The sequence below is a fragment of the Gluconacetobacter johannae genome (genome assembly GCF_014174305.1).
GTDB classification, from domain to species: Bacteria; Pseudomonadota; Alphaproteobacteria; order Acetobacterales; family Acetobacteraceae; genus Gluconacetobacter; species Gluconacetobacter johannae.
Genome location: NZ_JABEQH010000013.1, coordinates 47,991 through 67,955, shown reverse-complemented (window position 1 = coordinate 67,955; position 19,965 = coordinate 47,991). Strand labels below are relative to the sequence as shown.

The following is a 19,965-nucleotide window of genomic DNA, read 5'->3' as shown; positions in this document are numbered from 1 at the left end:
ATGAAGATGGATGACACGGCCCAGCGGGCCGCCGCCCGGGCCAGGCTGGACCGGCTGTGGGCCGACGGCACCGCCTTTCTCGGCACCGAGTTCGCCATCCTGGCCGGCGCGATGTCGTGGGTCAGCGAACGGAACCTGGTGTCGGCGATCTCCAACGCCGGGGGGTTCGGGGTGCTGGCCTGCGGGGCGATGGAACCCGACCGGCTGGCCGAGGAAATCGCCGCGACGAAGGCCCTGACCACCCGCCCGTTCGGCGTCAACCTCATTACGATGCATCCGCGCCTGGACGACCTGGTCCGCGTCTGCATCGAGGCCGGGGTGACGCACGTGGTGCTGGCCGGCGGCGTTCCGCCGGGGCCGGCGATCCGCGCCATCAAGGACGGCGGGGCAAAGGTGATGGCCTTCGCGCCCGCCCTGGTGCTGGCCAAGCGCCTGGTCCGCCTGGGCGTCGATGCCCTGGTCATCGAAGGGGCCGAGGCCGGCGGCCATGTCGGCCCGGTGTCGCTGACGGTCCTCGCACAGGAAGTCCTGCCGTTCATCCGCTCGGTGCCGGTCTTCGTGGCCGGCGGGCTGGGGCGGGGCGAGGCCATCCTGTCCTATCTGGAGCAGGGCGCGGCCGGCGCGCAGCTGGGGACCCGCTTCGCGGCCTCGGAGGAGAGCATCGCGCACGAACGCTTCAAGGCCGCGTTCGTGCGTGCCAACGCGCGTGACGCGGTGACCTCGGTGCAACTGGATGAACGCTTCCCCGTCATCCCGGTGCGGGGCCTGTCGAACGCCGGCGGGCGTCGGTTCCTGCAGCATCAGGCCGAGACGATCCAGCGGTTCCTGAGCGGCGAACTGACGCGGGAGCAGGCGCAACTGGATATCGAACATTTCTGGGCGGGCTCGCTGCGTCGCGCGGTCATCGAGGGGGATGTGGAAAACGGATCGGTCATGGCCGGGCAGTCGGTGGGCATGATTTCCGCCGTGCAGCCGGTCGCCTCCATCATTGCCGAACTGGTCGACCAGGCCGTCGATGCGCTGGTCCGGCGCGAGGCCCCGGCGGGGGAATCGTGACGGAAGGCGGCGGCGCGACGGACCCGGCCGCCGGGACCCGGTCGGCCGACGCCCCGCACCATGTCGGGCCGACCCTGCGCGCGCGCCGCGAACAGCTAGGCTGGACCCTGCCGGACGTGGCCACCTGGCTGCGGATCCGCCTGTCGTTTCTCGAGGCCCTGGAAGAGGGGCGCCTGAGCGATCTTCCGGGCAACGTCTATACCGTGGGCTTCCTGCGGACCTACGCGACGGCGCTGGGGCTGGATGGCGAGGCGATGGTCCATCGTTTCAAGGCCGAAGCCCGAGGCAGCATCGAGTACAAGCCGGAACTGTCGTTTCCGGCCCCTGTGCCCGACCGGACCGTGCCGGCCGGGGTCATCGCTCTGTTGGGCGGTCTGGTCGTCATCGGGGCGTATATCGGCTGGTATCGGATGACGGGGTTCCAGACCACGCCCCCGCAGCAGGTGCCGTCCGTCTCGTCGGCGATTCCGGGCATGGCCCATCAGGCCGCGACCTCGCCGCAGGTGGCCTCGGTCCTGCCGCCACCGGACCAGGCGCCGGTTCGTCCGCCGCAGCCTCTGTCCAGCGCCGAAAAATCGGCCATCACCGGGGACAGCACCGCGTCCGCACCCGTATTGCCCGCGCCGATGCCGCCGCCCCCCGCGACGAGTGCCCCGGCGCCCGTTCCCGCCGCCGGACCGGCCGTCACGCCGCCACCCACTGTTTCGCCGCCCGCGCCCCCGGCCGCCGGTCCGGGCCAGATAACCCTGAGCGCCTCGGCCCAGAGCTGGGTGCAGGTCAGGGTTGCAGGCGGTCCGGTCATCTACGACCATATCCTGCAAGCCGGCGAAAGCTGGTCCCCGCCGGCGGACAAGGGCAATCTGCTGCTGACGGTCGGCAATGCCGGCGGACTGGTGGTGAGCAGCGGGGGCGTGACCACCCAGCCCCTGGGCCGGAATGGCGCCGTCCGCCGGAACCTACCGCTGACGCCCGATGCGATCCGCAGCGGGGCCATCGTCGCCGCACCGCCGGCGCCCGCCGCGCCACGCCCCGCCGCGAACCCGCCGGCCTCGACTGTCCAACCCGGCGCCGGTCACTGATCTTGTTCCGGTGCGGGCTGGTCAAGAGAGACGCTTTTTGGCAGGAAGCACCGACGGGAAGGCACCTGGCCGTCAGGCCGTCGGATAGAACCGTGTTATCATCGCCTCATCCGGAGGGCAGACCATGAGCAGCTATCGTCCGTATCAGCATATCGAACGTCGCAAGTCGCGGCAGATTCATGTCGGCAAGGTCCCCGTCGGCGGCGACGCACCGGTGTCGGTGCAGACGATGACCAACACCCTGACCACCGACGCCGAGGCGACGATCGCCCAGATCCGCCGGGCCGAGCTGGCGGGCGTCGACATCGTGCGCGTGTCCTGCCCCGACGAGGAAAGCACCGCCGCCCTGGCCGAGATCGTGCGCGAAGTGAACGTGCCGATCGTCGCCGACATCCATTTCCACTACAAGCGCGCGATCGAGGCCGCCCAGGCCGGCGCCGCATGCCTGCGGATCAACCCCGGCAACATCGGCAGCCCCGAGCGCGTGCGTGAGGTCGTGAAGGCGGCGAAGGATCATGGCTGCTCGATCCGGATCGGCGTGAATGCCGGGTCGCTGGAAAAGCACCTGCTGGAAAAATACGGCGAGCCGAACCCCGACGCGCTGGTCGAAAGCGCGCTGGAACATGCCAAAATCCTGCAGGATCACGATTTCCACGAATTCAAGATCAGCGTGAAGGCGTCCGACGTCTTCCTGGCTGTCGCCGCCTACCAGCAACTGGCCGAAGTCTGCGACCATCCGCTGCATATCGGCATCACCGAGGCCGGCAGCCGGCGCGCCGGCACCGTCAAATCCTCGATCGGCCTGGGCAATCTGCTTTGGGCGGGCGTGGGCGACACGATGCGCGTGTCCCTGTCGGCCGAACCCGAGGAAGAAGTCCTGGTCGGATGGGACATCCTCAAGTCGCTGGGCCTGCGCCATCGCGGGGTGAAGATCATTTCCTGCCCGTCCTGCGCGCGCCAGGGGTTCAACGTCATCCAGACCGTGCAGACGCTGGAAGACCGGCTGGCGCACGTCCAGACGCCGCTGACGCTGTCGATCATCGGCTGCGTGGTCAACGGCCCCGGCGAGGCCCTGATGACCGACATCGGCCTGACCGGCGGCGGATCGGGCCGCCACATGGTCTATTCCGCCGGTCGTCAGGACCACACCATCCCGGCCGACGACATGATCGAGCACATCGTCGATCTGGTCGAAAAGAAGGTCGAGGCCCTGCAGGCCGAGGACGCCGCCCGCAAGGCGAAAGCGGAAGCCGAGGCCCAGGCCGTCCTGTCCACCGCGCTCTGACGGTCCCGGGCCGTCCGAAGACGACACCGGCGGCCGCGGGCTGACCCGCGGCCGCGCCTTGTCCATGTCAGGAATTTCATTCGTGAGCAGCTTGCAACCCGTCCGTGGCACCCATGACCTGATCGGCGAGACGCAGCGGCGTCATGCCCATGTGGTCGAGACCGCGCGGCGGATTGCCGGCCTGTACGGGTTCGACGAATGGGCGACGCCGATCTTCGAGGATACGCGCGTCTTCGCCCGCTCGCTGGGCGACACCTCGGACGTCGTGTCCAAGGAGATGTATTCGTTCGAGGATCGCGGCGGCGAATCCCTGACCCTGCGGCCCGAGGGCACGGCGGGGGTGTGCCGGGCGCTGGTGACCAACGGCCTGACGCAGTCACTGCCCCAGAAGGTGTTCTACGCAGGGCCGATGTTCCGCTACGAACGCCCGCAGAAGGGACGGTACCGGCAATTCCATCAGATCGGGGTGGAACTGATCGGCGCGGCCGAACCTTTGGCGGACGCCGAAGCCATTGCGATGGGCCGCGACATCCTCCAGGCGCTGGGCATCGCGGACGAGACGGTGCTGGAGCTGAACACGCTGGGCGATGCCGAAAGCCGGACCGCATGGCGCGCCGCGCTGGTCGCCTATTTTACCGAGGTCAAGGACCAACTGTCCGAGGACAGCCGTACCCGCCTGGAACGCAATCCGTTGCGTATCCTCGACAGCAAGGCGCCGCAGGACCGGGCGCTGGTCGCCGATGCGCCGATGATCGGCGCGTTCCTGACCGACGACGCGCGCGCCTTCTGGGACGGGCTGCGCTCGGCCCTGGACCTGCTGGGGGTGCCGTTCCGCGAAAATCCGGGCATCGTGCGTGGCCTGGATTATTACGGCCACACCGCCTTCGAATTCGTGACCGAACGCCTGGGCGCACAGGGCACCGTCCTGGCGGGCGGCCGCTATGACGGGCTGGTGGCCGAGATGGGCGGGCCGCGCACGCCGGCCATCGGCTGGGCCGGCGGGATCGAGCGGCTGTCGATGCTGCTGGAGGCGACGCCGCCCGCGCCGCGCCCCGTGGCGATCGTGCCGCTGGGCGATACCGCCGGCGGCGTTTCCGTCACGCTGCTGCAGGCCCTGCGCGCCAACGGCGTCCGGGCCGAGATCGCCTATCGCGGCAATGCCAAGCGCCGGCTGGAGCGGGCAAACCGGATCGGGGCGACCCATGCCGTCCTGATCGGCGAAGACGAGATCGCGCGCGGCGTGGCGCAGGTCAAGGCACTGGATGAAGGAAGCCAGGCCGAAATCGCGCTGGACGCGGTGGCCGCCTACCTCGCCGGGGCCGTGCGCGGGTAACGATCATGGGGCTCGACGACAGGCTGGACAGGATCGTCGCACGGTCCGAAGAATTGCAGGCGATGCTGTCCCAGGGGCTGGATGGCGAGGCCTTCAGCAAGGCCTCGCGCGAATATGCCGACCTCGAGCCGATCGTGGCGAAGATCGGCGAACTGCGCCAGGCCGAGCAGGAGGAACGCCAGTCGCAATCCCTGCTGTCCGACCCCGAAATGCGGGAACTGGCGGAGATGGAGCTGCAGGCGCTGCGCGCGCGCATTCCCGATATCCGGCAGGATATCCGCATCGCCATGCTGCCGCGCGACGAGGCCGACGAACGCAGCGCGATCCTGGAAATCCGCCCGGCGGCCGGTGGGGACGAGGCCGCCCTGTTCGCCGCGGCGCTGTTCGACGCCTATCGCCGCTATGCCGCGTTGCGGGGCTGGCGGTTCGAGGTCATGGAATTCGACGAATCCGAACTGGGCGGCCTGCGCGAAGGCATCGCCAACATCACCGGGCGCGGCGTCTTCGCGCGGCTGAAGTACGAATCCGGCGTGCACCGGGTCCAGCGCGTGCCCGCGACCGAAAGCCAGGGGCGCATCCATACCTCGACCGTAACCGTGGCCGTCCTGCCCGAGGCCGGCGACGTCGATGTCCACATCAATGACGGCGACCTGCGGATCGACGTCTATCGCGCGTCCGGTGCGGGCGGCCAGCATGTCAACAAGACCGAAAGTGCGGTACGCATCACCCATCTGCCCACCGGGCTGGTGGTGGCGATGCAGGAAGAAAAGAGCCAGCACAAGAATCGCGCCAAGGCGATGAAGATCCTGATGGCCCGGCTGTACGAACGCGAACGCGCCGCCGCCCACGCCACCCGCGCCGCCGATCGCAAGTCGCAGGTGGGAACGGGCGACCGGTCGGAGCGGATCAGGACCTATAATTTCCCACAGGGCCGGGTGACCGACCACCGCATCAACCTGACAGCCTACAAGATCGATCGGGTCATGGCCGGCGAACTCGACGAATTCGTCGATGCGTTGACCCAGGACGAGCAGGCGACCCTGCTGGCGGCGGAAGGGCTGTAGGCAGCGGGCCGGACCGTCACGAGGATGGCGTCGCGCACACGCTGGACCGGCCGGCATGGCGTTCCACCACCGTAGGGTCCTCGGGGTCGGACAGATAGAATTCGGTGAAATTCCGCGACCCCAGGGCGTCGAGCGTGTGCCCGTCGGGGTGATGCAACAGTCCTGCGCCGTTGACCTCGTGGATTTCGGTGCGCCCGTCGGCCAGGCGCAGGGTAATCTCGCCACACAGCACATAGCTGTGGTTCACGCGTTCCGCCGGAATCTCGATCCTGGCCATCTGCTGCGGGTGGTCGGCATCCAGGCTGAACGTGGCGACAAGCTGGTCATCGACATAAAGGCGGGATATTTCCGATACCTCGGACTGGGCCCGCACATCGACCACGACGAACGACCCGGCCTGGGCCTGCCGCAGCGGTACCGCCAGGGCCAGGCCGGACAACAGCACGCAAACGCATATCCGTGGACGGACGGGAACGTTCATGGAGGCAAGATTAGGATGGATCATCGTTGAAATGAAAGGGGCGGATACAGCAGGCCATCAGGCGCCGGGGCCGCTTCTCGCCGAAGGGGCCGAACGTCTGCGGGCGGCCGGCCTGGACAATCCGCGGCGCGAGGCACGGCTGCTGCTGGCCCATGTCCTGCGGACCGACCTTGCCGGCCTGCTGGCGCGGCACAGCGTGGACATGTCGGCGCGCGGGGCGTTCCTCGACGCGATCGACCGCCGGGCGGCGCATGAACCGATCGCCTATATTACCGGTCGTGCCGGTTTCTGGTCCCTGGACCTGGAAACCTCGCCGGCGACCCTCATTCCTCGCCCCGACAGCGAAACGCTGGTCGAGGCCCTGCTGCACCACCGTCCGGATCGCGCGTCGGTCCGCAGCGTGCTGGATCTGGGCACGGGCACGGGCTGCCTGCTGCTGGCCGCCTTGTCCGAATATGGCGACGCCTGGGGGATGGGGGTCGATATCTCGCCCGACGCCGCCCGGCTGGCGGCCCGTAACGCGCGCCATACCGGACTGGCGGCGCGGTGCGCCATGATAAACGCCAGCTGGGCATCGGCGATCGACGGCAGATTCGACGTCGTGTTCAGCAACCCGCCCTATATTCCACATGGGGACCTGGCGGGCCTGATGCCCGACGTCCGCGACCATGAACCCGCACGGGCGCTGGATGGCGGGATCGACGGGCTGGACGCCTACCGTATCCTGACGGCGGCGCTACCGTCGCTTCTGGCGCATGACGGCATTGCGATTTTCGAAATTGGGATCGGCCAGGAAGGCGACATGCCGGCGCTGGCGCGGCAGGCAGGACTGGAAATCCTGGACGTCCGTGCCGACCTGGGCGGTATTCCGCGTGCAGTCCTGATGCAGCTGCGCGGCTGTTGAACAAAAAACCATTTGGCAGAGCGTGTATAAGGGAATAAATTGCCCGTGGAATGCTGGCAGGGGGCATATGGCCCCTTATAACTGCCGCGTCCCGATCCTGAACGCGTGACAACGGGTCTGACCGCAAAGGCGGCAGAAAACTGCGATTGTTGCGTAGGGCGATGGGATCACATGCCGGGTGGTATGCCGGGCACCCAAAAGGGCAATAGGGGACTGGTGGTCCCGACGGTTTCCGATGGCGACCGTTAACAGGAAAGTGCTGCGACAGCTTATGAACATGAAACGCATGCGAGGCCGTCACCATCGTTCGGGCGGCAGCAGTGGCGGCGGTGGCGGCAGTGTACGCCAGCAAAACGGCCAGATCCCGCTGAACCGGAACCATGTGTTCGACAGCAATGGCCCCGATCTGCGTATTCGCGGAACGGCCCAGCAGTTATTTGAAAAATATCTGCAACTGGGCCGCGATGCCAGCGGTTCGGGCGACCGGGTCATGGCGGAAGCCTACTTCCAGCATGCCGAACATTATTTCCGCATTCTCAACGCCATGACCCAGGCGGCGCAGCAGAACCAGCAGGAACGCCAGGCCCGCCAGCGCCCCGCCGCCGCCATTACGGAAAGCGACGACAGCGAAGGCGACGAGCCCGCACCGGCCGAAGACGTGTCGAACGACAAGGGCAAGCCGCAGGCCGACGTGGAACTGGCTTCGGCCGAGGTCTGATTTCCCGCGATCGGGCCTGTCCGGGACGCATGACCCGGACAGGCCCGATCGCCGATCAGGCCGGATCGGACAATACGGTCCGGATGGCGCGGGTCAGATGCGCCAGTTCGGACGGCGCGATGGTGAAGGATGGCGTCAGATAGACGATCGTCCGGAACGGGCGGATCCAGACGCCCTGGTCGACAAGACGCGCCTTCAGGCGGTTCATGTCTTCGATCCGCTCCAGTTCCACGACACCGATGGCCCCCATGACCCGCACGTCCCGGACGCCCGGCAGGTGGCGACACGATTCCAGTTCCGTGTGCATCTGCGCGCCGATCGCCGCGACCTGTTCCAGGCGCGGCTCGCGCGCGAACAGGTCCAGCGACGCGTTGGCGCACGCGCAGGCTAGAGGATTGGCCATGAAGGTCGGGCCATGCATCAGGGCATGCAGCGGATTATCGGACAGGAAGGCCTCATAGACATGCCGCCGGGCGACGGTCGCGGCCAGGGGCACGGTGCCGCCCGACAGCGCCTTGGACAGCGTCACGATATCCGGCACCACCCCGGCCTGCTGGCAGGCGAAGAACGTGCCGGTGCGTCCGAACCCGGTGAAGATTTCATCGAAGACCAGCAGGATTCCATGGCGATCGGCGAGGGCGCGCAGATGACGCAGGGTCGCCGGATCGTGGAAGACCATCCCGCCCGCACCCTGGACCAGCGGTTCGACCAGGATCGCCGCCACAGTTTCGCCTTCGGTGACCAGCAGGGCGTCCAGCGCCGCCCGCGATGCGTCGTCGCGGGGCAGGTCGGCAATGAGATGCGTCGGCAGGACCCCTGAAAACAGGCTGTGCATCCCTTCCTCGGGGTCGCAGACGGCCATCGTCGCCAGGGTGTCCCCGTGGTAGCCGCCACGAAACGCCACCAGGCGGGTGCGCCGGTTCTCGCCCCGGTTCAGCCAGTACTGGATCGCCATCTTGATCGCGACTTCGACGGCGACGGACCCGGAATCGGTGAAGAACACGCGCTCCAGGTCACCCGGCAACAGGCCGGCCAGGCGATGCGCCAGACGCAACGCCGGTTCATGCACCAGCCCGCCGAACATGACGTGCGGCATGCGCGCCAACTGCTGGGTGGCGGCCTGCCGGATGTAGGGATGGTTATATCCGTGGCAGGCCGTCCACCAGGACGCGATGCCGTCGATCAGTTCGCGACCGTCGGCCAGCCGGATCCGGCAGCCGTCGGTCGCGACGGCGGCCAGCGGAGGCGATGCCGTGTGCATCTGCGTGTAGGGCAGCCAGATATGGGGCAATCCGGCCTCGAACCAGTCCGGCGCGGTCATCGCTGCGTCCTCCGACATGATAGACGGGAATTGACCGGCACCTTGGGGTCCGGCAGAAAACGTCGCTTCATGACCCGTTTCGATCCTTTTTTCCAGAGCGCCCTGGACGACCTGTCCCGACGACAGGTGCGTCGCAGCCTGTCGCCGGTCGGGCGCGAGGGGCCGGTGGTCGTTCGCAGGGACGGCGCAAGGCTGCTGAATTTTTCATCGAACGACTATCTGGGCCTGTCCTGGCATCCCGCCCTGCGCCGGCGCGCCGCCGAATGGACCGACCGGTTCGGAACCGGCAGCGGCGCGTCGCGGCTGGTGACGGGCACCAGCACGCAGCATCTGTCGGTCGAGGACAAGCTGGCCCGTTTCAAGGGCACGGAGGCCGCCTTGCTGCTGGCATCGGGCTGGCAGGCCAACGCGGCCGTCCTGCCGGCGCTGTTCCGCCTGTCGGCCGAGCAGACCGGCGCCCCGGCCGTGGTCTTTACCGACCGGCTGAACCACGCCAGCCTACATCATGGCTGCATGGCCGCCGGCATACGGCAGATCCGCTTCGCGCATAACGATATCGACCATCTCCAGCGTCTTCTTGAACAGCGCCGGGCCGAGCCGGGCCTGCGCTTCATCGTGACCGAAAGCGTGTTCAGCATGGATGGCGACCGTGCGGACGTCGCGGCCCTGCGCGCGCTGGCCCATCGGCACGATGCGTTCCTGTATCTGGACGAGGCCCACGCGACCGGCGTCCTGGGGCCGGGCGGCCGGGGGTTGTCCGTCGCGGCCGGCGGCGTCGACCTGACCATGGGAACGTTCAGCAAGGCCCTGGGCGGGTTCGGCGCCTATATCGCGGGGTCACGGGCGCTGTGCGACTGGCTGACCAGCACCTGTTCGGGCTTCATCTATACGACCGCCCTGCCGCCAGGGGTCCTGGGCGCGATCGACGCGGCACTCGACCTCGTGCCGAGCCTGGACGACGAACGGCGCCGCCTGGCCGGCCTGGGTGACCGGGTGCGGTCGGCCGTCGCGGCCCTGGGCCTGTCCACCGGCGCGTCCAGCACCCAGATCGTCCCTGTCATGGTGGGGGAATCCGGAGCGGCGCTGGCCCTGGCGCAGGCATTGGCGGCACGCGGCATCGTCGGCACGGCGATCCGCCCACCGACGGTGCCGGCGGGCGGGGCGCGCATCCGCCTGGCGCTCAGCGCCGCACATGGGGACGACATGATCGACAGCCTGCTGCATGCGCTGGGCGCCGCCGTGAAGGACCTCGGCCTTGGCGTCTGATCGGGCAGGGACGGAGCCCGGCCTGATGTTCGTGCATGGCTGGGGATTCGCCCCCGGTTTCTGGACCCCCATCCGCTCCGCCCTGGGCAGGACAGATGGAATTGACCTCGATTTCGGATTTTTCGGGCCGGAGCGGATGGCGGCACGTCCGGCGCGCCCCTTCGTCGCCGTCGGTCATTCGCTGGGGGCGCTGTGGCTGCTGCGCCATCCTCCTGAAGGGTGCGTCGGGATGGTGCTGATTAACGGTTTTGCCCGCTTCAGCGCGGCGGCGGATTTTCCGGCGGGCGTTCCGCCCCGCGTCGTCGGGCGCATGATCCAGGGCCTGGAACAGAATCCCGACGACGTTGTCCTGACATTCCGCCGCCGCGCCGGAATCGCGGCCGACCTGCCGGGCCCGGCCCAGGCCGGGCGACTGGCGGCCGGGCTGGCAATGCTGCGTGACGAAGACGCCCGCCCCGCGCTGGACGAGGCGGCGATCGGTGCGACGCTGCCGCCCATGGCCGTTCTTGCGGGGCTGGACGACCCAATTGTGACGGCGAACATGACCCGGACCTGTTTCAGTACCGCCGTGCCGATCGAGTGGGTGGCGGATGGCGGACATCTGCTGCCGTTGACCCATCCGGACATCTGCGCCGCCGCCATATCGCGGATGACGCGCAGGGGCCTGGGCGCATGACGACACGCCGCCAGGCGATCGCCGCGCGATTCGGCGGCGCCGATTCGTATGATGCCGTCGCGCGGGTCCAGTTGCTGGTGGCGCGCCGTCTGGCCGATCGCATCGCCTCGGCCTATCCGGCCGCCCCACCGGCCCGCATCCTGGAAATCGGGTGCGGCACCGGCTTCCTGAGCGACATGCTGCGCCGGATGTTCCCCGATGCCGCCCTGACGGTGACCGACCTGGCCCCCGCGATGGTCGCGCGCGCGCGACGGCGGCTGGCCCCGCTGGGGGGCGATACCCGTTTTCTGGCAATGGACGCGGAAAGCCCGGCCCTGGCGGGCGAGAGCTTCGACCTGGTCTGTTCCAGCCTGGCGATGCAATGGTTCGGGGACCGCGCGGGCGCACTCGGTCGGCTGGCTGGTCTGCTGGCGCCGGGGGGCATGCTGGCGTTGTCCACCCTGTGCGCTGGCAGCTTCGCCGAATGGCGCGCGGCCTACGCGCGACGGGGCCTGGCCTGCCCGGTGCCGTCCTATCCGGACCTGCGCCAACTGGATGCGGACCGGCCCTGGCCGCTCCAGGGCAGGTGGGCCGGCGAGACCATCCTCGACCGTCCGGCCACGGCGCTCGATTTCGTGCGGGAATTGCGCCAGATCGGCGCCTCGCTGCCGCGTGAAGGGGCACGGCCCGCCGATCCAGGCACGTTGCGGCGCCTTCTGGGCGACCTGGGGCAGGACGGGGCGGTCACCGCGAGCTATGAGATTGGCTACGGGCTTTTTCGCAGGCCCGCACGGCAGGGGGTCTTCGTCACCGGTACCGATACCGGTGTGGGCAAGACCCTGGTCTCGTCCTGCCTGCTGCGGGCGTGGGATGCGTCCTACTGGAAACCGCTGCAAACCGGCATTGCCGAGGAGACCGCCGACAGCGACACGGTCACGGCGCTGGCCGGCCTGGACACCGCGCGCCTGCACGCGCCCGCGGCCGTCCTGGCGGCGCCCCTGTCGCCCTTCGATGCGGCGGAACGGGAAGGGACCGCGATTGATGCCGAGGCCATCGTCCTGCCGGCCGCGATCGACGACGGGCCGCTGGTGGTCGAAGGGGCAGGGGGGATCATGGTTCCCGTCAGCGCGGATTGCCTGATGATCGACTTGATCGCCCGCTTCGCCCTGCCGGTGGTCCTGGTCGCACGCAGCCAGTTGGGCACGATCAACCACACGCTGATGAGTTTGTCGGCCCTGCGGCAAAGAGGGATTGCGGTGGCCGGGGTGATCCTGAACGGACCACCGTCCGCCGAGGCCCGACGGGCGATTGCACTGTTCGGCGCAACCAGGGTCCTGGCGGAATTTCCGCATCTGGAGACGATCGGACCAGAACAGGTCGGACAACTGGCCGGGATGCTGCCGCCCTTCGACGCCCTGTGGCGGGGACGCCTTTAAGCAACCTCTAATATTGTCGCAGCAGGCCGACCAGAAGCCCCTGGATACGCACGCGGTCCGATGGGACGATGCGGGATTCGTAGCGCGCGTTGGCCGGCTCCAGGGCGATCGTGCTGCCACGCCGGCGCAGCCGTTTCAGCGTGACCTCCAGATCGTCGATCAGCGCGACGACGATCTGCCCGTTCTCGGCCCTGTCGCTTTGCCGGATGATGACGGTGTCGCCGTCCAGGATTCCGGCCTCGATCATCGAATCGCCCGCAACCTCCAGCGCGTAATGGTCGCCCGACCCCAGCAGCGTCAGCGGGACCTCGATCTGCGCGCCGGTGTCGCGCATGGCTTCGATCGGCTGGCCGGCGGCGATCCGCCCGTAGAACGGCAGATTGATGGCCCCGGCCTCGGTCGCAACCGGGGCGCCGGTCAGGCGGCTGGCGAAATCGCCCTTGATGACGTTGGGCACGAAGGCCTCGGCCGGCAGTGGAGCCGGCGGGTCCTCCTGCACCGGCGGGGCGACTTCGGGCAGGCGCAGCACCTCCAGCGCGCGAGCGCGGTGGTGGCGCCGTTTCAGGAAATCGCGTTCCTCCAGCGCGGAAATCAGGCGATGGATTCCGGATTTGGATCGCAGGTTCAGCGCATCCTTCATTTCATCGAAGGAGGGCGAAAAACCCGTCTGTTTCAGGTGTCGGTCGATGAACAGCAGGAGTTCATGTTGCTTGCGCGTCAGCATTGGAGCCCCCGTGATCGTGCCGTTCCGATGGTTGACCGTTCCGTTGCCAGAATTTGGAACAAACAGGAAACCTCTTTCGAATGTTCTATATTGGTTCCTGCCCCTCCGTCAACATCACGGCCCGCCCGGATATCAGATGAACATATTGTCCAGCCGAATGATCCGGCACAGTTCGCCCGGTTCCGCGGCCGGGGCGTGCGGGGGGCGGACAAGCAGCGCCTGGCTGTCGGCCAGGGTCCGCAACATGGCCGAATCCTGCCGGGAAAACGCCGTCGCGACCAGCCCGCCGTCGTCCGCGCGGGCCACGCCGGCGCGCAGATGATCCAGCCGCTGGTCATTGGCCGGCAACGCGCTGCCCAGTCGCGCCACATCATGTTCCGCCATCACGTCCGACCGGCCGGACATCGCCCGAATCGCCGGCAGGATGAACAGGACCCCGCAGACCAGCGCCGCCACCGGGTTGCCGGGCAGGCCCAGCACGGGCAGCCGGCCGATTCGGCCATGCATCAGGGGCTTGCCCGGACGCATGGCGATCTTCCAGAAATCGACCTTCAACCCGATCCGGCCCAATCCCTCCTGCACCAGGTCGTAGCGCCCGACGCTGGCGCCGCCCGCGGTCAGCAGCAGGTCGGCGGTCTCCAGCCCGCCGGCGAGGCGCGCGATCTCGGCCGCGTCGTCGCGCGCGGTCGGCAGGATCACCGGCGTCCCCCCGCAGGCCCGCACCAGCGCGGCCAGCATCGGCGCGTTGGAATTGACGATCCCGCCCGGGGGAATGTCCCCGCCGGGCAGGGTGATCTCGTCCCCCGCCGACAGGATCGCGACGACGGGGCGCCGGTGAACCGGCACCCAGGCATGGTTCGCCGCCGCGATCAGCCCGACCTCGCGCGCCAGGATGTGGCGTCCCGCCGGCACGACCGTCTGCCCCAGCCCGAAATCCTGCCCGCGTCGGCGGATATGCCGGCCCGCCTCCGCGTCGGACAGTGCCGTGATCCGCTCACCCGGCTCCACCCGCGCGTTCTCCTGGATCAGGATGCTGTCCGCCCCGGCGGGCAGGACGCTTCCGGTATACAGGCGCACACAGGTGCCGGGCTCCACCCCGCCGGTGAAGGGGCGGCCCGCCGGGCTTTCGCCGATGACGCGCAGCGTGTCGCCCGACCGGCATTCCGCCGCGCGGACGGCGTAGCCATCCATGGCCGACATATCCGCCGGCGGGTTGTCCAGCCGGGCGGTGATGTCGGCCGCGGCGACCCGCCTCCAGGACTCGGCCAGCGGGACCAGTTCGGTTCCCGTTGGCGCAAGGTTCGCCAGAATCCGTTCCTGGGCCTCGGAAACACTCAGCATCTATCGGATTTTCCCTGTTTCCTGGCGGGATCGACATATATCTCGCCGATTCGCGTGACTAACGCTTGACCTGAGGGCTGTGTATGCGCATTTTCCGCCGACTTGAACCACTGCTGCACCTGATTGTTCCAGCAGCGGCGGAGCAGTGCTGAGGATTCCATGGCCAAGACCAACACCATCCAGATCAAGCTCGTCTCGACGGCGGACACCGGGTACTTCTACGTCACGAAGAAGAACGCCCGTGCCCAGACCGGCAAGCTCGAGATGCGGAAATACGATCCCGTCGCGCGGAAGCATGTCGCCTTCCGTGAAGCGAAGATCAAATAACGCACCGACGTGTCCATCGGGGACTTTCCCCGAAGGCATGTCATGAAAAAGCCGGGCGGCCCGACATCGGGCCGCCCGGCTTTTTTTGTTCGGCACGCTGTCCTGCGCTTCAGTACAGATGATCGTGCGGCCCGTAGGGCACGACCAGTTCATCCGGCCGGGCAAGGTTGAGCATCGCCCGTGACCGCTCGTCCAGCGTATCGGTGTCCAGCGCGCTTTCCTTGAGGCCATGCACCCGCCGGCTCCAGGCCGCCTGCTCCGACATCGCGTCCTGCTGGGCGGCCCTGGCTTCGTCCAGCAGGTGAAGCTGGGCAGCGTAGCTGTGCAGCCCATGGTCGCCTTGCATGACGTTCCAGCCGAAATAGGCGGTCAGGCCGATGAACAGGGCAGGGGGAACGACCATGCGGGCTGCCCGTCGGATCATCCGGCCGATCTGCATGGGCGATCTTCCCTTCCAACTGGCCCCGGACATGCGGCGGGGCGGTTTCCGTGGGAAATTATTCCCGATCCGGCGGGAGTGTGGAACTGTCTTCTTTCAGTTTCCGCCGGATCGGGGCAAATTTGTGACGGAAATCAGGCCGATTTCAGGATCGTGCGGCCCGCATAGCGGGCTGCCGTGGCCAGTTCGTTCTCGATGCGGATCAGCTGGTTGTATTTGGCTGTCCGGTCGGAACGCGACAGCGAACCGGTCTTGATCTGCCCGCAATTGGTGGCGACCGCCAGGTCGGCGATCGTCGAATCCTCGGTCTCGCCGGACCGGTGGCTCATGACGGCGGTATAGCCGGCGCGATGGGCCATCTCGACCGCCTCCAGCGTCTCGCTCAACGTGCCGATCTGGTTGACCTTCACCAGCAGCGAATTCGCCACCCCGGCCTTGATCCCGCGACGCAGGCGGTCGGGGTTGGTGACGAACAGGTCGTCACCGACAAGCTGGACCGTCTTGCCCAGGGTCGCAGTCAGGGTTGCCCAGCCTTCCCAGTCGTCCTCGGCCAGGCCGTCCTCGATCGACACGATCGGATAGCGGCTGGCCAGGTCGGCCAGGTAGGCGACCATGCCGGCCGAATCCAGGTTCTTGCCTTCACCCTCCATCACGTAGCGGCCGTCGCGATAGAATTCGGTCGAGGCGCAGTCCAGCGCGAAGGTCACGTCCTCGCCGGGACGATAGCCGGCGGCTTCGACCGCCTTGGTGATGAAGCCCAGCGCCTCGTCCGCCGATTTCAGGCCGGGGGCGAAGCCGCCTTCATCGCCGACATTGGTGTTATGGCCGGCGGCCGACAGGTTCTTCTTCAGCTGCGCGAAGATCTCGGAGCCCACGCGGACCGCGTCGGCGATCGTGGGCGCCCCGACCGGCTGGATCATGAATTCCTGGATGTCGATCGGGTTGTCGGCATGCTGCCCGCCATTGACGATGTTCATCATCGGGACGGGAAGGGTGCGGGCATAGACACCGCCGACATAGCGATAGAGCGGAACCTGCAATTCCTCGGCCGACGCCTTGGCCACGGCCAGCGACACGGCCAGGATCGCGTTGGCGCCCAGGCGGGCCTTGTTCGGCGTGCCATCCAGGTCGATCATCGCCTCGTCGATCGCGACCTGATCCATCGATTCGGCGCCCTGCAGGGCTTCCAGGATCTCTTTCTCGATGTGCTCGACGGCCTTCAGGACACCCTTGCCGCCATAGCGCGACTTGTCGCCGTCACGCAGTTCGACCGCCTCGTGCGCGCCGGTCGACGCACCCGAGGGCACGGCGGCGCGGCCCTTGGCGCCCGACGCCAGTTCGACATCGACCTCGACCGTCGGATTGCCGCGGCTGTCCAGGATCTCACGCGCGATGATATCGACGATAGCACTCATGGATCTGCTTCCTCGTTATGTGGATATTGGGCCCGTTGCAGGTTTGGCCGGAAGACGCAACGGCGACCGGCTCGCCCCATGAAGACCGGACAGGGGGCGCCCCGTCACGGCGGGGACCATAGCAGGAGGTGATGGAGAAGAACATGAAACGCCTGCCCCTTCTGGCGATCATAATGGGGATCGCCAGCCTGTTTCCAGTCATCGTCTGCTCCGCCGGGGTGATCTTTTTCCCCGCCGATCGCCCGGTGCCCGGCCTTATGATGGCGCTGGTGGAATATTCCGCCCTTCTGCTGGCCTTTACCGGGGCGGTCCATTGGGGGCTGGCGCTGGAGTCGCCGGCCATCGTCGCTGTGCCGGGAATGGCGCGGACCGATAACCGGCGGCTGCTGCTGGGCGGGCTGCCCGTCCTGATCGGCTGGCTGGCGATCCATGTGACCTTCCTGGGTCACATGACGATAGGCCTGGCCGTTCTGCTGGCCGGATTCGGAGGCGTTTTCCTGGCGGAGCGGGCGGCATGGCGCAGGGGAGACCTGCCGTCGGGTTACCTCGCCCTGCGCCTGTGCGTTACCGTTGTCGTGGTGACGTGCCTTGCGGCCGTCCTGCTGGTCCGGCTGGTATAAGGCCGGCCCTCAGGCGCTGGCGCCCTTGGTCAGACGGTCATAGGACGCCAGGCGCGTGACCAGTTCCTTCATCTCCCGGATCGGGATCATGTTGGGGCCGTCGCTGGGCGCGCTGTCCGGGTCCTGGTGGGTTTCGATGAATACCGCCGCCACGCCAATCGCCAGCGCGGCCCGGGCCAGAACGGGCGCGAATTCCCGCTGGCCGCCCGACGCGCCGCCCAGGCCGCCCGGCTGCTGGACGGAATGGGTGGCGTCGTAGACGACCGGATATCCCGTCGCGGCCATGATCGGCAGGCCCCGCATGTCGTTGACCAGGGTATTATAGCCGAACGTGGTGCCCCGCTCGCACAGCATGATGCGGCTGTTGCCGGTCGATGCGATCTTGGCCGCGACGTTGGCCATGTCCCAGGGCGCCAGGAACTGCCCCTTCTTGACGTTGATCGCGGCCCCGGTCTCGCCCGCGGCCAGCAGCAGGTCGGTCTGCCGGCACAGGAAGGCCGGGATCTGCAGCACGTCCACCGCCTCGGCCGTGGGCGCGCATTGCTCGGCCGTGTGCACGTCGGTCAGGACCGGAATGGAAAATCGTTCGCGCACGCGGGCCAGGATCTCCAGCCCCGCGCCCATGCCGACGCCGCGCGCGGCCCCCAGGCTGGTGCGGTTGGCCTTGTCGAACGAGCTTTTATAGATCAGCCCGACCCCGGTTTCCCGCGCGATCGCGTGCAGGGCCTCGGCCATTTCCATCGCGTGCGATTCGGATTCGATCTGGCATGGCCCCGCGATCAGGGTGAAGGGCCGGTCGTTGGCGACGAGCAGCCCGCCGACGGGAACAGCGACGGAACCGGTCATACCAGGCGCATCTTCTTGACCGCCGCCCCGACGAATCCGGAGAACAGCGGGTGTGGATCGAACGGCTTGGATAGCAGTTCGGGATGGTACTGCACGGCGATGAACCAGGGGTGGTCCGGATACTCCACGACCTCGGGCAGGACGTCGTCGGGGGACATGCCCGAGAATCGCAGCCCCGCCTTTTCCAGGACCTCGCGGTAATGGACGTTCACCTCGTAGCGATGACGATGCCGCTCGCGCACCTCGGTCTCGCCGTAAATCTCGGCCACCCGCGATTCGGGGGCCAGCTTGGCCGAGTAGGCGCCCAGGCGCATGGTGCCGCCCAGTTCGCCGCCTTCGCGCCGGCGCAGCCAGTCATTGCCGCGCGCCCATTCGGTCATCAGGCCGACCAGCGGTTCGTCGGTCGGGCCGAATTCGGTCGAGGAGGCATTCGGCAGGCCGGCCAGGTTCCGGGCGCATTCGATGACCGCCATCTGCATGCCGAAGCAGATGCCCAGGAACGGGATATTATGTTCCCGCGCGAAACGGACGGCCTGGATCTTGCCTTCGGCCCCGCGTTCGCCGAATCCGCCGGGGACCAGAATGGCGTGGGCGTCCCGCAGGGCTTCGATGGCGGTTTCCGATTTCTCGAAAATCTCCGATTCCACCCAGTCCAGCTTGACCCGCACGCGATTGGCGATGCCGCCATGCAGCAGCGCCTCGATCAGCGATTTATAGGCGTCCAGCAGGGCCGTGTACTTGCCCACGACCGCGATCCGGACCTCGCCTTCGGGGTGGCGTATGGCCTCCAGCACCCGGTTCCACGCCGTCAGGTCGGGTTCCTGGTCGAAGGGCAGGCCGAAATGGCGCAGGACCTCGGTATCCATGCCCTCGGCATGGTACGAGATCGGGCAGGCATAGATGGTGTCGACATCCAGGGCGGCGACCACGGCTTCGGGCCGCACATTGCAGAAATTGGCGATCTTGCGCCGTTCGTTATCGGGAATCGGACGGTCGGACCGGCAGAGCAGCATCTGGGGCTGGATGCCCACGTTCTGCAGTTCCTTGACGGAATGCTGCGTCGGCTTCGTCTTCAGCTCGCCGGCCGAGGGGATCCAGGGCAGCAGCGTCAGGTGGACGAACATCGTCCGCGCCGCACCCAGATCGTTGCGGAGCTGCCGGATCGCTTCCAGGAAGGGGAGGCTTTCGATGTCGCCCACCGTTCCGCCGATTTCGACCAGGACGAAATCCAGGTCGTCCGTGCCGGCCACCACGGCTTCCTTGATGGCATCGGTGATGTGGGGGATGACCTGGATGGTCGCGCCCAGATAATCGCCGCGCCGTTCGCGGGCGATCACATCCGAATAGATCTGCCCGGTGGTGGCGTTGTCGGCCCTGGTGGCATGAACGCCGGTAAAGCGTTCATAATGCCCAAGGTCCAGATCGGTCTCGGCACCGTCATCGGTCACGAAGACCTCGCCGTGCTGATACGGGCTCATGGTGCCCGGATCGACGTTGAGATAGGGATCGAGCTTGCGTAGCCGGACCCGGTAGCCGCGCGCCTGCAGCAGGGCCGCGAGGGCTGCTGAGGCAATGCCTTTACCGAGGGAGGAAACCACGCCGCCAGTGATGAATACAAACCGCGTCATGGACGGCCTCCCTACACCGTTTCGCCC

20 protein-coding genes are annotated in these 19,965 nt (G+C 67.7%); 12 read left to right on the top strand and 8 right to left on the bottom strand.

Going from position 1 to position 19,965, the window contains the following annotated elements; genetic code table 11:
• From HLH21_RS10710 to prfA, 5 genes are all read left to right on the top strand, one after another.
• Window positions 1–1,056 carry an NAD(P)H-dependent flavin oxidoreductase gene (locus tag HLH21_RS10710; RefSeq protein WP_246379597.1) on the top strand — a complete coding sequence of 352 codons (1,056 nt, stop codon included), beginning with the start codon at window positions 1–3 and terminating at the stop codon, window positions 1,054–1,056.
• Entirely contained in the window at window positions 1,053–2,135 is a 1,083-nt protein-coding gene (locus HLH21_RS10705; RefSeq protein ID WP_182943748.1) for a helix-turn-helix domain-containing protein, read from the top strand. Before HLH21_RS10710 ends, HLH21_RS10705 begins: the two co-directional genes overlap by 4 nt.
• Window positions 2,136–2,259: 124 nt before the next feature.
• Window positions 2,260–3,420, top strand: a complete 1,161-nt coding sequence (ispG, locus tag HLH21_RS10700) for a flavodoxin-dependent (E)-4-hydroxy-3-methylbut-2-enyl-diphosphate synthase (protein WP_182943747.1) — start codon at window positions 2,260–2,262, stop codon at window positions 3,418–3,420.
• 82 nt (window positions 3,421–3,502) lie between these two features.
• Window positions 3,503–4,753: a histidine--tRNA ligase gene (hisS, locus tag HLH21_RS10695; RefSeq protein WP_182943746.1), complete on the top strand. Its 1,251-nt coding sequence runs from the start codon at window positions 3,503–3,505 to the stop codon at window positions 4,751–4,753.
• A gap of 5 nt (window positions 4,754–4,758) precedes the next feature.
• Entirely contained in the window at window positions 4,759–5,817 is a 1,059-nt protein-coding gene (gene prfA / locus HLH21_RS10690) for a peptide chain release factor 1 (protein ID WP_182943745.1), read from the top strand.
• Between the two features lie 16 nt (window positions 5,818–5,833).
• Here prfA and HLH21_RS10685 read toward each other — a convergent pair whose 3' ends face one another.
• Window positions 5,834–6,298, bottom strand: a complete 465-nt coding sequence (locus tag HLH21_RS10685; protein WP_182943744.1) for a hypothetical protein — start codon at window positions 6,296–6,298, stop codon at window positions 5,834–5,836.
• Window positions 6,299–6,329: 31 nt separating this feature from the next.
• Between HLH21_RS10685 and prmC the strand changes: the two genes are divergently transcribed.
• Both prmC and HLH21_RS10675 read left to right on the top strand, forming a co-directional pair.
• The gene (gene prmC / locus HLH21_RS10680) at window positions 6,330–7,202 is read left to right on the top strand and encodes a peptide chain release factor N(5)-glutamine methyltransferase (RefSeq protein ID WP_182943743.1); all 873 of its coding nucleotides are present in this window, start codon (window positions 6,330–6,332) and stop codon (window positions 7,200–7,202) included.
• A 271-nt stretch (window positions 7,203–7,473) separates the two neighbouring features.
• Window positions 7,474–7,920: a DUF4167 domain-containing protein gene (locus HLH21_RS10675; RefSeq protein ID WP_182943798.1), complete on the top strand. Its 447-nt coding sequence runs from the start codon at window positions 7,474–7,476 to the stop codon at window positions 7,918–7,920.
• A gap of 55 nt (window positions 7,921–7,975) precedes the next feature.
• Here the strand turns inward: HLH21_RS10675 and HLH21_RS10670 are convergent, their stop codons facing one another.
• A complete protein-coding gene (locus tag HLH21_RS10670; protein WP_182943742.1) occupies window positions 7,976–9,241 on the bottom strand; it encodes an adenosylmethionine--8-amino-7-oxononanoate transaminase in 1,266 nt (421 codons plus the stop codon).
• A 69-nt stretch (window positions 9,242–9,310) separates the two neighbouring features.
• Here HLH21_RS10670 and HLH21_RS10665 point away from each other — a divergent pair, with 69 nt between their 5' ends.
• From HLH21_RS10665 to bioD, 3 genes are read left to right on the top strand one after another with little or no spacing between them, the layout of a single operon-like run.
• A complete protein-coding gene (locus tag HLH21_RS10665; protein ID WP_182943741.1) occupies window positions 9,311–10,507 on the top strand; it encodes an aminotransferase class I/II-fold pyridoxal phosphate-dependent enzyme in 1,197 nt (398 codons plus the stop codon).
• Window positions 10,497–11,183: an alpha/beta fold hydrolase gene (locus tag HLH21_RS10660; RefSeq protein ID WP_306414195.1), complete on the top strand. Its 687-nt coding sequence runs from the start codon at window positions 10,497–10,499 to the stop codon at window positions 11,181–11,183. Before HLH21_RS10665 ends, HLH21_RS10660 begins: the two co-directional genes overlap by 11 nt.
• Window positions 11,180–12,598, top strand: coding sequence for a dethiobiotin synthase (bioD, locus tag HLH21_RS10655; protein ID WP_182943740.1), 1,419 nt, complete (start codon window positions 11,180–11,182; stop codon window positions 12,596–12,598). Before HLH21_RS10660 ends, bioD begins: the two co-directional genes overlap by 4 nt.
• Window positions 12,599–12,605: 7 nt before the next feature.
• Here the strand turns inward: bioD and lexA are convergent, their stop codons facing one another.
• Together lexA and HLH21_RS10645 are read right to left on the bottom strand one after the other, a co-directional pair.
• Window positions 12,606–13,322, bottom strand: coding sequence for a transcriptional repressor LexA (lexA, locus tag HLH21_RS10650; protein ID WP_182943739.1), 717 nt, complete (start codon window positions 13,320–13,322; stop codon window positions 12,606–12,608).
• A gap of 132 nt (window positions 13,323–13,454) precedes the next feature.
• Window positions 13,455–14,663, bottom strand: a complete 1,209-nt coding sequence (locus tag HLH21_RS10645) for a molybdopterin molybdotransferase MoeA (protein ID WP_182943738.1) — start codon at window positions 14,661–14,663, stop codon at window positions 13,455–13,457.
• 159 nt (window positions 14,664–14,822) lie between these two features.
• On the opposite strand from HLH21_RS10645, the gene rpmG reads away from it, so the two are divergent.
• The gene (gene rpmG, locus HLH21_RS10640; protein ID WP_176640578.1) at window positions 14,823–14,990 is read left to right on the top strand and encodes a 50S ribosomal protein L33; all 168 of its coding nucleotides are present in this window, start codon (window positions 14,823–14,825) and stop codon (window positions 14,988–14,990) included.
• 109 nt (window positions 14,991–15,099) lie between these two features.
• On the opposite strand, the gene HLH21_RS10635 is transcribed toward rpmG, so the two are convergent.
• Complete coding sequence (locus HLH21_RS10635; protein WP_182943737.1) at window positions 15,100–15,429, bottom strand: FtsB family cell division protein; 330 nt, start codon at window positions 15,427–15,429, stop codon at window positions 15,100–15,102.
• A gap of 134 nt (window positions 15,430–15,563) precedes the next feature.
• Complete coding sequence (gene eno, locus HLH21_RS10630; protein ID WP_182943736.1) at window positions 15,564–16,844, bottom strand: phosphopyruvate hydratase; 1,281 nt, start codon at window positions 16,842–16,844, stop codon at window positions 15,564–15,566.
• Window positions 16,845–16,987: 143 nt separating this feature from the next.
• On the opposite strand from eno, the gene HLH21_RS10625 reads away from it, so the two are divergent.
• Window positions 16,988–17,464: a DUF3429 domain-containing protein gene (locus tag HLH21_RS10625; RefSeq protein WP_182943735.1), complete on the top strand. Its 477-nt coding sequence runs from the start codon at window positions 16,988–16,990 to the stop codon at window positions 17,462–17,464.
• Window positions 17,465–17,473: 9 nt separating this feature from the next.
• Here HLH21_RS10625 and kdsA read toward each other — a convergent pair whose 3' ends face one another.
• Window positions 17,474–18,310: a 3-deoxy-8-phosphooctulonate synthase gene (kdsA, locus tag HLH21_RS10620; RefSeq protein ID WP_182943734.1), complete on the bottom strand. Its 837-nt coding sequence runs from the start codon at window positions 18,308–18,310 to the stop codon at window positions 17,474–17,476.
• Window positions 18,307–19,938, bottom strand: coding sequence for a CTP synthase (locus tag HLH21_RS10615; protein ID WP_182943733.1), 1,632 nt, complete (start codon window positions 19,936–19,938; stop codon window positions 18,307–18,309). The genes kdsA and HLH21_RS10615 overlap by 4 nt, the downstream gene beginning before the upstream one ends.
• Window positions 19,939–19,965 lie beyond the last annotated feature (27 nt).